Raw genomic sequence first — 15,566 nt, forward strand, 5'->3', positions numbered from 1 at the left:
TCGATCACCCATCAAAAACCCCGACGTCATGAAATTCGACCTTCCCCAGGAGCTCTCCTCGATCATCAAGGTGATCGGCGTGGGCGGCGGCGGCGGCAACGCCGTGAACCACATGTACCAGCAGGGCATCAAGGGCGTGGACTTCATCGTCTGCAACACCGATCGCCAGGCCCTCGATACCAGCCCCGTGCCGGTGAAACTGCAACTCGGCACCAGCCTCACCGAGGGCCTCGGCGCCGGCGCGGTGCCCGAGCGCGGCAAGGACGCCGTGCAGGAGAACCTGGACGAGATCCGCCAGCTGCTCAGCACGCGCACCAAGATGATCTTCATCACCGCCGGCATGGGCGGTGGCACCGGCACCGGCGCCGCGCCCGTCATCGCCAGGATCGCCCGCGAGATGGGCGTCCTCACCGTGGGCATCGTCACCAGCCCCTTCATCTGGGAGGGTCGCCGCCGCAAGCAGCAGGCCGCCGCCGGCATCGAGGAGATGCGCAACGCCGTGGACACCCTGCTGGTGATCAACAACGACCGCCTGCGCGACCTCTTCGGCAACCTCTCGCTGGACAACGCCTTCGAGCATGCGGACAATGTGCTCACCACCGCCGCGCGCGGCATCGCCGAGATCATCACCAAGACCGGCAAGGTGAACGTGGACTTCGAGGACGTGAAGACCGTGATGACCACCAGTGGCGTGGCCATCATGGGCATGGCCGAGGCCGAAGGGGAGGACCGCGCCATGCGCGCCGCCCAGGAAGCGCTGGCCTCGCCCCTGCTCAACGACAACGACATCAAGGGCGCCAAGTTCGTCCTGCTCAACATCACCCATGGTGACCGCGCCGTGCTGATGGACGAGATCTCCGAGATCACCGACCACATCCAGGAAGCCGCCGGCAGCACCGCCGATGTGATCTGGGGCTATGGCCGCGATGAAAGCCTCGGCGAGAAGGTGCGCATCACCGTCATCGCCACGGGCTTCCACACCAACCCCGCCACGGGCGAGGTGGGCGCTATCCCGGCCGAGAAGAAGGTGATGCCGCTGGGCATGCCCGTGCCCACGGAGATCACGCAGGCCATCGCCAATCCGGTGACCGGTGCCGCACCAGCAGCACCTGCGCCGCCACCCGAAGTGCCCGAGATCAGCGAACCCTACCTGAAGGAGGTGACACCCGCGCCGGTGGCGTCGGTGGAGCCTCAGCGCACCATCGAGTTCGATCTGCAGGCCAGCGACGAACCGCGGATCACCGACAGCACCGTGGAGAAGACGGTGCACACGCTCTACGACGCCGTGGAGGAGACCGCGGACGCCAACAGCGTGAGCGAGCCGGTGCAGCGCACCAGCGTGGGCGAGGCGCGCCTCACGCCCACCGAGCACCAGGCCCGCGTGGAGGAACGCCAGGCGCGCATGCGCGAACTGGCCACCCGCCTGCGCACCGCCAACGGCCTCAACGAGATGGAGCGCGAGCCGGCCTACAAGCGCAAGAACGTGCAGCTGAGCGATTCGCCGCGCAGCACCGACAGCAGCGTGAGCCGCTACACGCTCTCCGAGGAGACCGACGAGAACGGTGAGCGCCGCGTAGAGTTGAAGCGCAACAACCCCTACCTGCACGACAACGTGGATTGACCGCACATGGCTCCCGGTCATGGGCACATGACCACATGGGCACATGAACACCGCCATGGACCTGCAACAGAGGATCGACGTCGACATCAAGGCCGCCATGCTGGCCCGCGACAAGGACCGGCTGAACGCGCTGCGCGCCATCAAGAGCGCCATTCTGCTGGAACTGACCAAGGAAGGCCCGGGGAAGGGGCTGGACGAGGCCACCGGGCTGAAACTCCTGCAGAAGCTGCACAAACAGCGTATGGAGAGCGCGGCGATCTACCACGAGCAGCAGCGCGCCGAGTTGGCGGCCGAGGAGGAGGCGCAGGCCAGGGTGATCGAAGCCTACCTGCCCAAGCGCATGGACCTGGCCGAACTGGAGTCCAGCGTCATCGCCCTCATCGGCGAGCTGGGCGCCAGTGGCATGAAGGACATGGGCCGCGTGATGGGCGAGGCCAACAAACGCTGGGCGGGCCAGGCCGATGGCAGCGCCATCGCCGCGCTGGTGAAGAAGCTGCTGGCGGCCGGTGGGTGACCGGCCGACGAATGGACCAATGTGACGAAGCGCGCCGAAAGGCGCGCTTCGTGGTTCGAAGGGTGTGCGAGCAGCTTGCCTGTGCAGGATCCCTTCGTGCCTCAGGAGACCCCGCGGTGGCCCAGGTCAAGTGCATGACAAAGTCACACATTGGTCCACACCTGCATTTTAACGCGTGATCCATGCCTTTGAACGGTATAGAATTGGAAATAGATGTTTCTGCGGATTTGGTGCTCGTGCACTTTCGCATTACGTTCGTTCCACCCTGTTCCATCGATCATGCGTTCTATCCCCCCCCCCCCAAGCCTACCACTTCCTGATCGCCCTGGCTTGCATGGGCATTTTCGCTGATAGCGCTATCGCCCAGCCGCTCAACATCACGCTCGTCCGCAGCAATTACAACGGCTATGGCGTCAGTTGTTTCGGTGGTACCAATGGTAGCATAGAAGCCATCGTCACCGGGGGAACAGCACCCATTTCCTGGGGTCCATCAACGCGGAACCACTGATCTTCAAGACCCATAACACGATCCGCATGCAGATCGGCTCCACAGGCAATGTCACGGTGGGTACCGGGCTTGCGGTCCCGGGCACAAGGATGAGCATTGGCCAGGCATCCGGCAGCAATTGGCTGGAACTGCGGCGCACGGCAGGAGCCGGGAGCAACAGTTCATGGCTGTTGCACGATCCCGAGAATGATGGCGCGTTGGAGTTCCGATTCCAGCCAGCCGAAGGAGACCCCCTGGAGAAGGTGCTCAGCCTGCATGACAATGGCAAGGTCAGCATCGGTGATGTACCCACGGATACACCCTTTCACGACTACCGGCTCTATGTGCAGGGTGGCCTGCTGACCGAAAAGGTGAAGGTGGCCTTGAAGACCTCCGATGAATGGAGCGACCATGTGTTCAAGCCCGGTTACAGACTGATGCCCCTGCCCGAAGTGAAGGCCTTCATCAAGGAACACGGCCACCTGCCCGGAGTGCCTTCTGCGGAGCAAATGGTGGAGCAAGGATTGGACGTGGTGAGGACCAATGCGATGCTGATGGAGAAGGTGGAGGAGTTGATGCTCTACGTTCTTCAACTCGAGGAGCGTATTGATCAAATGGAGCGTGCTCGAACATTCCAGGGTGGCAACAAGTGACACCGATCTACGGGGCAACGCATCACTACACCACAAGATCAAGGTCTCCATGCTATTCAAGGTACGCAACAAGTAAGTCGGGATGTACACCAAGCTATTGCGGGCCGCACATCTGCTTTGCCACTTCCTGTGCATGTTGGCGCAGGTCGTTGCGCAAGCACCAGTGGACAGCGCGGGAACGAGCCGGAACACGATTTATCTGTCCGCATGGGGGCATGGTGGCCTCTACTCGGTGAACTACGACCGGGCATGGCGTGTGGGCCGTAACAGGATGTCTGTAAGCATCGGTGCTACCTACCTGCCGGATATCGGACCGGACGAACCGTCGTACCCATCAGTGCCGAAGTACTCTTTGCCCGTGCAGTGGAACTTCTTCCACGGTGAAGGGCCGAGCACGATGGAGCATGGGCTGGGCCTGAGCCTGTGGAGTGGCTGGAATGCGATCGGGCCGCGTTATGTAGGAACAGTGCATGAACTTGGCCCCGTCAGCTCCACTGCATTGTACGCATTTGTGAAGCCGATCGGCTACAGGCTCCAGCCCAAGCGTCATGGCTTCTTCTTAAGGGCACATGTATTGTTGGCCCTGAAGCTCGCAGAGTTCGATCCGAAGTGGGATAGGTACAGCCGCGACCACCCGAACAGGGAGCAAAAGGTCTTGCTGTTGCCAGGATTGGATTTGGGGTATTCGTTCAAAGTCCGAAAGAGATGAGACTTGTTGCGTGCATCCTGCTTCTCTTCATTACGCTGGGCACCCATGCGCAGTACGATGTGCCCGCCAAAGAAATGTTCGACAAGCTTGGCCACAAGGCGGTCTACAATGGGACATACGATGGTATCGTAAGCTATATGCTATATACCAACCCTTGGTCCGGCTATCGGTATGGTGAACAGGTCGGCCCCACGCTGGAGGGATACATACGCCTATATGAAACTACACAGGACAAGGCATACTTGATCAAGTTCGTGAACCTGGCCTTGAAGGCGGTTGCCTGGCGCAAGGCGAACTATCGGTTCAACGACCTGCTGTACATGGATGGCCAGCTACTTTGGCCCATGGCCCACTTCATACACTTGGTGCTGATCGATGACCCCAATCTTGCTACCTTCGAAGTGTCGAGCAATGCGGGATTGATCGAAGTGCCTGCTTCAACCATTGCTGTCAATGAGCTGCCATTCCAGTCCAGCTACGTCTTTCAAGAGATAGCCACTTGGCTGCTGGCAAGAGGCGTGGAGAGCTTGGATGCCATCATCGCTGACGAATGGGATGAAGATATCGGCTTCAAGGGAGCTGCAGCGGTCAATTTGCAAGGGGGCTTCGCGGGTGCGCTTTTGCATCTGGGGCATATGGCCGCAGTGAACAGCAGCTATTCAGGGCTTCAGTCCTACTTGGACCGTGGAGCAAGGTTGGCGGCGCTGTTTCGCTCCGATATGGACATTGAGGATGATTGCTCCTGTTCCAGCTAAGCGTTTCCGGTTCTCAGAACAGGGTCGCATAATTCCTATTGGTGGTATCACAGCGGTTGGCACTATGATGTCATAGCTTCATGCGTGAATTCATGCCTACCCTTTTTTCACTTCGACCAACCTGATCTGAACACCTACCAAGAATTTATTGAAGACATCAGCCACGCAATACCGACGCTTATCATTCCCTTCATGTCGCATCGCTACTCACTATACACCAATGGCTTCTATCCCTTTACCGATACGGAAATGGTACGGTTCAGGAACACATTCACAAAGCATGTATGGGATCCTACGGCCGGGGGTTTCCACACTGCCGTGAATGGGCAGGATGCACCCGTCTACCCTCCCTCATATAATGGCCAGTTCAATGTTCTCAGGTACAATGCGCTGGCTTGGATGCCCCTGCAACATTTCGACCAGGCCTCAGGTGCCGCAACTGGTGATCAGGTCTACGACATCATCATGGGTTTCTATGAGAGCGAAGTACATGGCAGTCCTACAGATTTGACCGGGGGCTTCCATTATTTGGGCCTCGCGGAGGTCGTCTCCGCCCAATGGGAGCGCGAATGCTTCAGCCTCACCCTCTTCAACCGCGAATTGGTGTACGATCAGGATTTTGCGGCCAAAGCCGTGCTGACCGTTGATGCCTTCGGGGAAGAGGGTGCCTCCTTCGCTGACCCGGTGATCCATGTGCCGCGCTTCACGGTGCATGAGGGGATCCGCTCCCAGTTCCGGGCCGGTGGGGCCGTGGCGTGGGAGCCTGGCTTTGAGGCGGTGTATGGCAGCGTGGTGGAGGCTGTGATCGACCCCTTGGGTTGTGAGATGGCGTACAAGGCGCTCGCCAGTGGTGACATGACCACGACCTATGCCGGTGGGGAACAGCGCGATGGTGCGAGGGCTGTTCCTGCGGATGACGCGAGTGCTGCTGGTGAGCGGAAGGGACTGGAGCGCAAGGCGACCATGACCCTGATGCCGAACCCTGCCGCCCACGAAGTGACGGTGCGCTTGACCCTGCCCAGCGAACAGCGCGTGCGTATCGAGCTTCGCGATGCATTGGGCCGACGCATCAGCGGAAAAGATGTGGGCATGCTGCCTGAAGGGGTCCATGACCTTTTGTTGCCGCTGGAAGGCCATAGCCCCGGACCTTATAGCTGTACTGTCCACTTGGATGGTGGCCCCCTGACCCGCATGTTGATCGTGGAGTGAGCTTCGTCGTGGTGCAACGATGGACAGATAGGTTCCATCCAAGGCCGCGTCACCAGGACATGCCACAACGCCTACAGACCGTCCGCATGAGCGAATGTGGATCTGCTGGCTGGCGCTGCGGGGCGGACGGGAATGGATCCACACCACCTCGGGGTCTCCGAAGGGACCTTACGCTCCCAGTGCCATGAGGCTCCGTCCTGGGCCTGCGAAGCATCACCAGCAATACCATTGCTGTCCGCGCAGGACCCCCTCTTGCCATAGACCCACAGGCGGGACGCCTGTGGGACTTTACCCCACCACCAGCTTGAAGCCCACGCCGTGCACGTTCACGATGGCCACGCGGGGATCGGGCTTGAGGTATTTGCGCAGGCGGCTGATGAACACATCGAGGCTGCGGCCCAGGAAGTAGGTGTCGTCGCCCCACACCATGTTCAGCACCAGTTCGCGGGGCAGCACCTGGTCCTGGTGCATGCACAGCAGGCGCAGCACCTCCGCCTCCTTTTTGGTGAGCTTGCGTTCGCCCGATGGGTGGCTCAGCATGAGGTTGCGGTGGTCGAAGGTGAAGGCGCCGATCTCGAAGCGGTGGCGGTCGCGCGGGTCCTCCTCGTGGCGGCTGGTGCGGCGCAGGATGGCTTCGATGCGCAGCACCAGCTCCTCCTGGCTGAAGGGCTTGGTGAGGTAGTCGTCGCCGCCGGCCTTGAAGCCCGCGATGCGGTCCTCCGTCTGGCTCTTGGCGGTGAGGAAGACGATGGGCACCTGCGCGTTGACCAGGCGGATGTCCTCGGCCAGGCTGAAACCGTCCTTGTGCGGCAACATCACGTCCAGCACACACAGGTCGTAGGGCTGCTCGTTGAATTTCTTCAGGCCCTCCTTGCCGTCGCGGCACAGGTGCACGGTGTAGCCCTTGCGCTTCAATGCGTCCTGGATCACGAAGCCCAGGTTGGCGTCGTCCTCCACCAGGAGGATCGCGGGTTTTTCATTCATGGTCATCGAAGGTCATTCGAGGTTGAGGGCCGATGAGGGATCGGGAGCTGTAGGCGGAAATGCCGACCTCCAACAGTATGGTCATGTCAACGGCAACACCAAAGTGAAAACACTCCCTTTGCCGAATTCACTGCGCGCGGAGACTTCGCCGTGGTGCGCTTCGGCGATCTGTTTCACGTAGTGCAGGCCCAGGCCGAAGCCCTTCACGTTGTGCACATTGCCGGTGTGCACGCGGTAGAAGCGCTCGAAGATGTGGCGCAGGTCCTCTTTGCGGATGCCGATGCCGCGGTCCTGCACGGCGATGGCGAGCCGTTCGCCCTGCTGGCTGGTGCGCACGTCGATGGCAGCGCCGTCCGGGCCATACTTCAGCGCGTTGTCCACCAGGTTGAAGATGGCGTTGGTGAGATGCACCCTGTCGCCGCGCACGCTGGCCTGCTTCGCCCCGAGGTCCAGACGCAATTCCGCGCCGCGTTCCTGCAGCGGCAGCTTGAAGGACTCGGCCACTTCGCGCAGCACCTGGTGCATGTCCACGCGGTCCTGCCGCAGTTCCAGCTTGTCCTTGTCCAGTGTTGCCAGTTGCAGCACGCGCTCCACCTGGGTGCGCAGCCTTTCGTTCTCGCTGCGGATGATACGCGCGTATTCGCCGAGCCTTTCGGGTTCCTGGGTGATGCCGGGATCGGAGATCACCTCGGCGCTGAGGGCGATGGTGCTGATGGGCGTCTTCAACTCGTGCGTCATGTTGCCGATGAAGTCATTCTTCATCTCGCTGAGCTTCTTCTGCCGCAGGATCACCCACACGCTGTAGGCGAAGAAGCTGAAGACGATGAGCGTGACCACGGCGGGGAAGATCCAGGTCCAGCGGTCGGGCTCGGCCTCCCACAGGGTGCTGTGGCGGTTGGGGAAGTACACGCCGAAGTAGTGGCCGTCCTTGTCGAGCTTCAGCAGGGTGCTGTGCTGGACGCTGTCGGTGCCGATGGTGTCCTGCGACACGTAGTTGCCATAGACGATGCTGTCGGTGAAGCAGTCGTAGATGCCGTACTCGAAGTCGTCGTTGATGTTGCGGCGGCTGAATTCCTTCTGCAGCAGCGATTCCAGCAGGTAGGGGTGGAGCGTGTCGTTGATGGTGACAGCGAAGTAGTTGGGCCGTTCCTGTTTCACCGCGTCGTAGAGGTCGCTGGGGTCCTTGGTGATGGAGAGTATCTGCTCGGTGACGGCGGTGAGGGCCATCACCACGCGGTCGTTGAACTGCTTCTCCAACTGGGAGGCCTGCTCCTTGTGCAGGGCCACCTGGTCACTGCGGTAGCGCGACGCCTGCTGCAGCCAGAGCAACTGGGTGAGGATGACCCCCGCCACACTGAGGGTGGCCAGGAGCATGAGGGTGGCTATGCCTTTGCGCCCCATGGGTGGACACAATGTTAAGACCCGCCTGGTGCAGCGTCCGTGGCGTTAACAAGGCTTGGCATCATGCACCGCATCTTCGCGGGGCCATGGGCGAACGGACCTTCATCCTCCTGCTGGTGCTGCTGGCCGTGGTGGTGGCCATGGGCGCCGTGCTCGACGTGATGGAGGTGGACGCCGCGCAATACGCCGCCATGTCGCGCGAGATGCTCGGCAGCAGCGACTGGACGATGCTGTACCATCGTGGCGCGGACTACCTGGACAAGCCGCCGCTGCTCTTCTGGCTGTCGGCCACTTCCTACAAGGTCTTCGGCATCCACAACTGGAGCTACAAACTGCCGAGCATCCTCTTCGCCGCGCTGGGCCTCTTTGCCACCTATCGGCTGGCGCTCCTGCACCATGCCCGCGAGGTGGCGCGCACCGCGGTGCTCGTCCTTGGTGGCAGCGCGGCCTTTCTGCTGATGACGAACGATGTGCGCACGGACACGATCCTCACCGGCGCGGTCATCACGGCCATCTGGCTGGGCATGGCCTGGCTGGACAGACCCTCGGTGCAGCTCGCCCTGGGTTGTGGCGCGGCCATCGCGGCGGGCCTGCTGGCCAAGGGCCCCATGGGCCTGATGGCGCCCGCCCTGGCGATCGGTGCGCATGTGCTGTTGACACGCCAATGGCGGAGGCTGCTGGACGCGCGCCTGCTGCTGGTGCCGCTGGTGGTCGCCCTGCTGCTCCTTCCCATGTGCCTCGGGCTTTGGAAGCAGTTCGGCGCGGAGGGCCTGCGGTTCTTCTTCTGGGAGCAGAGTTTCGGCCGCATCACGGGGGAGAACGTGTGGAAGGACGATTCCACCTTCCTCTATTTCACCCATGAGTTGCCGTGGCTGCTGTTGCCCTGGACGCTCTTTCTGCTGGCAGGCCTGTGGCACGATCTGCGGGCGGTGGTGCGGCGCGAAGCATTGCCGGAGTATGCTTCCCTGATCGGCGCACTGCTCATCTTCATCGGCCTGTCCGCCTCGCAGTTCAAGTTGCCGCACTACCTCTACGTCACGCTGCCCCTCTTCTCCATCGTCACCGCACGGGTCTTGCACCGTAAGGGAAGCAGGACCTTGGTCCGCATCCATGGCGGCCTCTTGGCCTTGCTCTGGCTGGTGGCCATGGTGCTGGTGGCCTGGTCCTTTCCCACGGGCAGGTGGCCGTTCATCGCGGTCTTGCTGACCGGCGGTTTGGCCGTGTTGAGGTGGACCCGTCGTGCCCAGGGAATGCTCGTGGATGCGACCTTCCTGCTGATGATGACGATCGGCATCGCCATCAATGGCCACCTCTATCCGAACATCCTGCGCTATCAGGCCAACGCGCAAGCCGGCAAGTGGGCGGCCCAGCAGGGGCTGGGTCCGGAGCGCTTCTATGGCATGCAGGTCAGCGGTACCGCGCTGGACCACTACGCGGGCTTCGCTGTGCCCTGGCTCAGCGATGTGGAGGAAGCACGGCCGGTGATACGCCCGGGGGTGGCCATCTACACCGATCCGCCCCATGCGCGGGACCTGCGTGACGCGGGATTCATACCGGGTCGGACCATCCTGTTGCGGAATTTTTCGGTGCAGCACCTTTCCTTGGAGCACCTTGATCCGGCGCGCCGCGACGCGGTGGCCGACGAAAGGATAATACTCCTGTATTGATGCCGGTACACAGGCGTCGTTGCTTCGTGGCCCGAACCAACCGTCCGCGGTTTTGTTCCTTTACTGTTCCAAGATCAACCCGGCCGCCATTGCCCTGGCGGCCACAGCCTGCCAAAACCCATGAAGTACTGTTCTACCCTTACCTCCAGGAGAAGCGCGTCCCTGCTCGTCGCGCTTTTCACCGGCATGGCCCTGTGGGCCGCCCCTTTGCCCACCGGCGATGATTGCCAGTTGCGCACCCAGACCCAGGGTGGTTGGGGCGCGCCGCCCAATGGCAACAACCCCGGGGCCTACCTGCATGCCAACTTCGCGGGGGCCTTCCCCGGTGGGGTGACCATCGGCTGCGAGAACACCTTGGTGTTCACCTCTGCGCAGGCCATCACCAACTTCCTGCCCAGCGGCGGACCGCCCAGCGTGTTGCCTTCGGGTACGTGGGTGAACCCCACCGGCTATGGCAACGTGCTGGCCGGGCAACTGCTGGCGGCCACGATCAGCGTGGGTATGGACGCCTACGATCCGGGCTTCGGTGCGAGCAGCACCCTGCTGGGCAACGCCATCGTGGCTTCGGGTCCCTTCGCGGGCTGGACGGTGAACGCGGTACTGGCCGCGGCCAACGACTTCATCGGCGGCTGCGGCGGCAGCTACACGGCGCCTCAGTTCAACAGCGTGCTCACGGCCATCAACGAGAACTTCACGGGTGGCAACACCAACAACGGTTTCCTGATCTGCTCGGAGAGCGAGGAGTGCGAGGCCTACGCGGGCACCTTGGCGGGCTTCAAGCCCACGGACTGTCTGCAGGAAGGCGGCACGGCCATCGGTGGCATCCCCATCGGCGATGCGGTGGTTCCGCCGGGTTACCAGATCGCCTGGGTGCTGACCCAAGGCCCGGGTCTGGTGATCATCGAGGTGCGCGACATTCCCATTTTCGACGTGTATGCGGAAGCGTTCTACACCATCCACACGCTGGTGTACAATCCGGCCACGCTGGACCTGACGAGCATCGTGCTGGGCGTGACCACGGGCTTCGATATCGCGGCCTTGCTGATCGAGAACGGCGGCGATATCTGCGCGAGCCTGGACGTGACCGGCACGAGCGTGCTGGTGGAGAACCCCGATGCGGGCTCGCTCACCGGCTTCAAGGATGAGGATTGCCTGGAAGAAGGCGGTACGGTGATCGGTGCCACGCCCAACGGGGACATGCATGTGCCACCGGGCTACCAGGTGCTTTATGTATTGACCCAAGGCCCCGGGCTTGTCATCGTGGATGTGAGCCCCGCGCCCTTCTTCACAGTGAACGACCTGGGCCTGTACACGATCCACACGCTGGTGTATGACCCGGCCACTCTGAACCTGGGCGGTGTTGTCATTGGCGTGACCACCGGCTTTGAGGTGAACAGCCTGCTGATACAGGGCGGTGGCGTGATCTGCGCCGCATTGGATGTGGCCGGCGCGCCCATAGACATCATCGATTGCCCGGATGAGGAGTGTGAGGCGGATGCCGGCACGCTGGACAGTGACATGGGCGAGTACGGCTGCCTGGAAGAAGGCGGCAGCGTGGTGATCTCGGCCACGCCGAACGGTGATGCCTTCGTGCCTGCCGGGTATGAGACCTTGTATGTCCTCACGCAAGGTCCCGGTCTGGTGATCGTGGACGTGAGCGCCGACCCGAGCTTCAGTGTGAGCGCCGCTGGCAGCTACACCATCCACACGCTGGTGTACGACCCCAACACGCTGGACCTCTCCATCGTGGAGTTGGGCGTCACCACCGGCTTCGATGTGAACAGCCTCTTGATCCAGGGCGGTGGCGAGATCTGCGCGAGCCTGGACGTGGCCGGTGCGGCCTTCGAAGTGGCGGACTGCCCGCCGCAATGCCTGGCGCTGGCCGGCACGCTCACGGCGGATGAAGGCGAGATCGGCTGCCTGGAAGAAGGCGGCAGCGTGGTGATCTCGGCCACGCCCAACGGTGATGCCTTCGTGCCTGCCGGGTATGAGACCTTGTATGTCCTCACGCAAGGTCCCGGTCTGGTGATCGTGGACGTGAGCGCCGACCCGAGCTTCAGTGTGAGCGCCGCTGGCAGCTACACCATCCACACGCTGGTGTACGACCCCAACACGCTGGACCTCTCCATCGTGGAGTTGGGCGTCACCACCGGCTTCGATGTGAACAGCCTCTTGATCCAGGGCGGTGGCGAGATCTGCGCGAGCCTGGACGTGGCCGGTGCGGCCTTCGAAGTGGCGGACTGCCCGCCGCAATGCCTGGCGCTGGCCGGCACGCTCACGGCGGATGAAGGCGAGATCGGCTGCCTGGAAGAAGGCGGCAGCGTGGTGATCTCGGCCACGCCCAACGGTGATGCCTTCGTGCCTGCCGGGTATGAGACCTTGTATGTCCTCACGCAAGGTCCCGGTCTGGTGATCGTGGACGTGAGCGCCGACCCGAGCTTCAGTGTGAGCGCCGCTGGCAGCTACACCATCCACACGCTGGTGTACGACCCCAACACGCTGGACCTCTCCATCGTGGAGTTGGGCGTCACCACCGGCTTCGATGTGAACAGCCTCTTGATCCAGGGCGGTGGCGAGATCTGCGCGAGCCTGGACGTGGCCGGTGCGACCTTCGAAGTGGAGGACTGCCCGCCGCAATGCCTGGCCTATGCGGGAACACTTACGGTCACAGCGAGCAATGTCTGCTTGCAGAACGGGCTCGCTTCCGTCACGGCCGTACCCAATGGTGATGCCTTTGTGCCGCCCGGCTTCACCACCTTGTATGTGCTCACACTGGGCCAGGATCAGGTGATCCTCAACGCTGGCTTGGTACCCAGCTTCGTGGTGAACGCCCCCGGCCAGTACACCGTGCACACCATCGTCTTCGAATTGGCCTCGTATGATCCCGGCACCATCCAACTGGGGGTCACCACGGCGGGCAACATCAACGCCCTGTTGATACAAGGAGGAGGTACCATCTGCGCCAGCCTGGACATGATCGGCGCCACGGTGACCGTGACCGATTGCGGACCGGGTTGCGTGGCCAGCGCGGGCAACATCATCGCCGATGCCGCGCAGGTCTGTCTCGATGGTGGCCAGGCCAGCCTCAGTGCCACGCCCGTGGGCAACGCGAACGTTCCCGCAGGCTACACCACGCTCTATGTGCTTACCCAAGGTGCGGGCCTGACCATCATCGATGTGGAACCGACGCCCTCCTTCGCGGTGGCCGATGTGGGTTCCTACACCATCCACACCCTGGTCTATGACCCCAATACCTTGGATCTCTCCGGTGTGGTCTTCGGTGTCACCACAGGCTTCGAGGTCAACAGCCTGTTGATCCAAGGCGGCGGGTCCATTTGCGCGAGCCTCGATGTGGCCGGTGCGGCGATCGAGGTGCTGTCCTGCGATGAGGAGTGCGCGGCCAATGCTGGTACCCTCACCATCGCCGATGACGAGGTATTCCTCTCTGGCGGCAGTGCCTCCTTCTTCGCCTTCCCCAATGGCGACATGCTCGTGCCGCCGGGCTACCAAGTGCTCTATGTGCTCACCGAAGGTCCTGGGCTGGTCATCGTGGCCACTTCGCTGACACCGGTCTTCACGGTGAACGCGGCGGGCAGCTATACCATCCACACTTTGGTCTATGATCCTACGACGCTTGACCTGAGCATCGTGGAACCCGGTGTCACTACGGGCTTCGAGGTGAACGCGCTGCTGATCCAAGGTGGTGGCGAGATCTGCGCGAGCCTGGATGTGACGGGCGCCTCGGTATCGGTGGTGAATTGCGCGGACGGTTGCACGGCCTTCGCCGGTACGCTCACCGCAGTGGAGTCGGAAGTATGTCTGGCCGAGGGAGGCGCCGTTCTGGCCGCAACGCCCAACGGTGACGCCATCAAGCCGGCCTGCTTCGAGCGCATCTTCGTGCTTACCGCCGGCGAGGAGTTGGTGATCATCAACGCCAGCGTCACGGCCAGCTTCGTGGTGGATTCACCCGGACTGTACACCATCCACACCCTGGTCTTCGATCCCAACACCATCGACTTGAGCATCATCCAGTTCGGTGTCACCACGGGCTTCGAAGTGAACGCCTTGCTCATACAGGGTGGCGGTACCATCTGCGCGAGTCTGGATGTGGCGGGTGCGCCCATTCTGGTGCAGGACTGCACACCATCGGTGCCAGGCGCCACTTGCGATGATGCGATCGCCATCAACTGTGGTGGTACCGCCGAGGGCAGCACCATCGGGGTGGCCAACGATACCGCCACTTCAGGAGCCTTCACTTGCGTGACCTCGGTGGGCACGGGTGGCCAGATCTGGTACGTCTTCACACCGGCCGAGGACGCCCTGGTGAATGTGAACACCTGCACGGACACGGACTTCGATTCGAAGTTGCACGTGTACACCGGCGCCTGCGGAACGCTGGTCTGCGTTGCGGGCAACGACGATGCCTGCGGGCTCCAGTCCACTGTGAACTTCACTGCCACGGCGGGGGTCACCTACCTGATACGCGTCGGTGGTTTCGGCGGTGCCGAAGGAAACTTCACCTTGTCCTTGGAGTGCACGCCGATCGTACCCCCCAATGCGGGTGAAGTATGCGCCGATCCGATCCCGCTTGGCTGCGGGGCTTCCGTGCAGGGCAGCACCGCCGGCATCCTGAACGACAACGTCACTTCGGGTGCCGCGACCTGTGTGACCACGGTCGGGTCGGCTGGTCAGATCTGGTACGCCTTCACACCCGATGTGGACGCCCTGGTGAACATGAACACCTGCACGGGCACCAACTTCGACTCCAAGTTGCATGTATACACCGGTGAGTGCGGCGCGCTGGTGTGCGTCACCGGCAACGATGATGGCTGTAGCCTTCAGTCCTCCGTGAACTTCCAAGCCACAGCGGGCACCACCTATCTGGTGCGCGTCGGTGGTTTCGGTGCTTCGGCAGGCTCCTTCAACCTGGTGGTCGAGTGCGGCCCCACCCAATTGACCGACCCGGGTGATGTGCTTTCACTGAACGCCTGGCCTTCTCCCACGGCCCAGTTCCTGAATGTGGAGGCACGTTCCAATGGCCAGAACCGCATGGAGCTGAGTGTGTGGAACATGCAGGGCGCGCAAGTGATGGGCGATCAGGTGGTGTCCGGTCGTGACCTTACCGTGATGGACGTGTCGCCATTGAAGGCCGGGGTATACATCCTGCGCCTGCAGGCCGGTGACCAAGTGCTCACCCAGCGCTTCTTGAAGATGGATTGATCTTCTTTCTCGGACGCCTGCATAAAGGACCCGGACCGCGAGCACCAGTTCCGCGATCCGGGTCCTCTGGTGTTCGGGGGTGACCGGCATTTCATGGGGGGCGGGGAACGAGAGGTTGTAAGTGGGGAAGGACGGCCTCGTCGGGGAATTATTTACGCTCATCGCTTGACATCGGTCACTCGTCAGATTTATTTCGGGGCGTGAAGGCCGTTTGCCCCGGTCCTTCGCTCGAGTTCCGATCGTTCCATCTTTCCAACCCGCCGTTGCCCTACGGCTCTATTCTGCCAAGCCCATGTCAGATCGATCACTACCCCCTGCCTTTGCTTTTCGATGTCTACCCCGATAC

At 62.1% G+C, this 15,566-nt stretch carries 11 protein-coding genes; 9 read left to right on the forward strand and 2 right to left on the reverse strand.

Annotated features, from left to right (window positions below; translation table 11 throughout):
• Positions 1–28: 28 nt before the first annotated feature.
• The 7 genes from ftsZ (at position 29) to KIT10_13415 (ending at position 5,948) form a co-directional block, all read left to right on the forward strand.
• Positions 29–1,621 carry a cell division protein FtsZ gene (gene ftsZ, locus KIT10_13385; GenBank protein ID MCW5900254.1) on the forward strand — a complete coding sequence of 531 codons (1,593 nt, stop codon included), beginning with the start codon at positions 29–31 and terminating at the stop codon, positions 1,619–1,621.
• 55 nt (positions 1,622–1,676) lie between these two features.
• On the forward strand, positions 1,677–2,135 hold the full coding sequence (locus tag KIT10_13390; protein MCW5900255.1) for a GatB/YqeY domain-containing protein: 459 nt from the start codon (positions 1,677–1,679) through the stop codon (positions 2,133–2,135).
• A gap of 334 nt (positions 2,136–2,469) precedes the next feature.
• Positions 2,470–2,643: a SprB repeat-containing protein gene (locus tag KIT10_13395; protein ID MCW5900256.1), complete on the forward strand. Its 174-nt coding sequence runs from the start codon at positions 2,470–2,472 to the stop codon at positions 2,641–2,643.
• A gap of 26 nt (positions 2,644–2,669) precedes the next feature.
• Complete coding sequence (locus KIT10_13400; GenBank protein MCW5900257.1) at positions 2,670–3,275, forward strand: hypothetical protein; 606 nt, start codon at positions 2,670–2,672, stop codon at positions 3,273–3,275.
• 82 nt (positions 3,276–3,357) lie between these two features.
• A complete protein-coding gene (locus tag KIT10_13405; GenBank protein ID MCW5900258.1) occupies positions 3,358–3,984 on the forward strand; it encodes a hypothetical protein in 627 nt (208 codons plus the stop codon).
• Entirely contained in the window at positions 3,981–4,739 is a 759-nt protein-coding gene (locus KIT10_13410) for a hypothetical protein (protein ID MCW5900259.1), read from the forward strand. The genes KIT10_13405 and KIT10_13410 overlap by 4 nt, the downstream gene beginning before the upstream one ends.
• Positions 4,740–4,823: 84 nt before the next feature.
• The gene (locus tag KIT10_13415) at positions 4,824–5,948 is read left to right on the forward strand and encodes a hypothetical protein (protein ID MCW5900260.1); all 1,125 of its coding nucleotides are present in this window, start codon (positions 4,824–4,826) and stop codon (positions 5,946–5,948) included.
• 288 nt (positions 5,949–6,236) lie between these two features.
• On the opposite strand, the gene KIT10_13420 is transcribed toward KIT10_13415, so the two are convergent.
• On the reverse strand, positions 6,237–6,932 hold the full coding sequence (locus KIT10_13420; GenBank protein ID MCW5900261.1) for a response regulator transcription factor: 696 nt from the start codon (positions 6,930–6,932) through the stop codon (positions 6,237–6,239).
• An 81-nt stretch (positions 6,933–7,013) separates the two neighbouring features.
• Positions 7,014–8,333: a HAMP domain-containing histidine kinase gene (locus tag KIT10_13425; protein ID MCW5900262.1), complete on the reverse strand. Its 1,320-nt coding sequence runs from the start codon at positions 8,331–8,333 to the stop codon at positions 7,014–7,016.
• A gap of 86 nt (positions 8,334–8,419) precedes the next feature.
• On the opposite strand from KIT10_13425, the gene KIT10_13430 reads away from it, so the two are divergent.
• Together KIT10_13430 and KIT10_13435 are read left to right on the forward strand one after the other, a co-directional pair.
• The gene (locus KIT10_13430) at positions 8,420–10,000 is read left to right on the forward strand and encodes a glycosyltransferase family 39 protein (protein MCW5900263.1); all 1,581 of its coding nucleotides are present in this window, start codon (positions 8,420–8,422) and stop codon (positions 9,998–10,000) included.
• Positions 10,001–10,120: 120 nt separating this feature from the next.
• Positions 10,121–15,220 carry a T9SS type A sorting domain-containing protein gene (locus KIT10_13435; GenBank protein MCW5900264.1) on the forward strand — a complete coding sequence of 1,700 codons (5,100 nt, stop codon included), beginning with the start codon at positions 10,121–10,123 and terminating at the stop codon, positions 15,218–15,220.
• Positions 15,221–15,566 lie beyond the last annotated feature (346 nt).

Source organism: Flavobacteriales bacterium, assembly GCA_026129465.1.
Lineage (GTDB): Bacteria > Bacteroidota > Bacteroidia > Flavobacteriales_F > PHOS-HE28 > PHOS-HE28.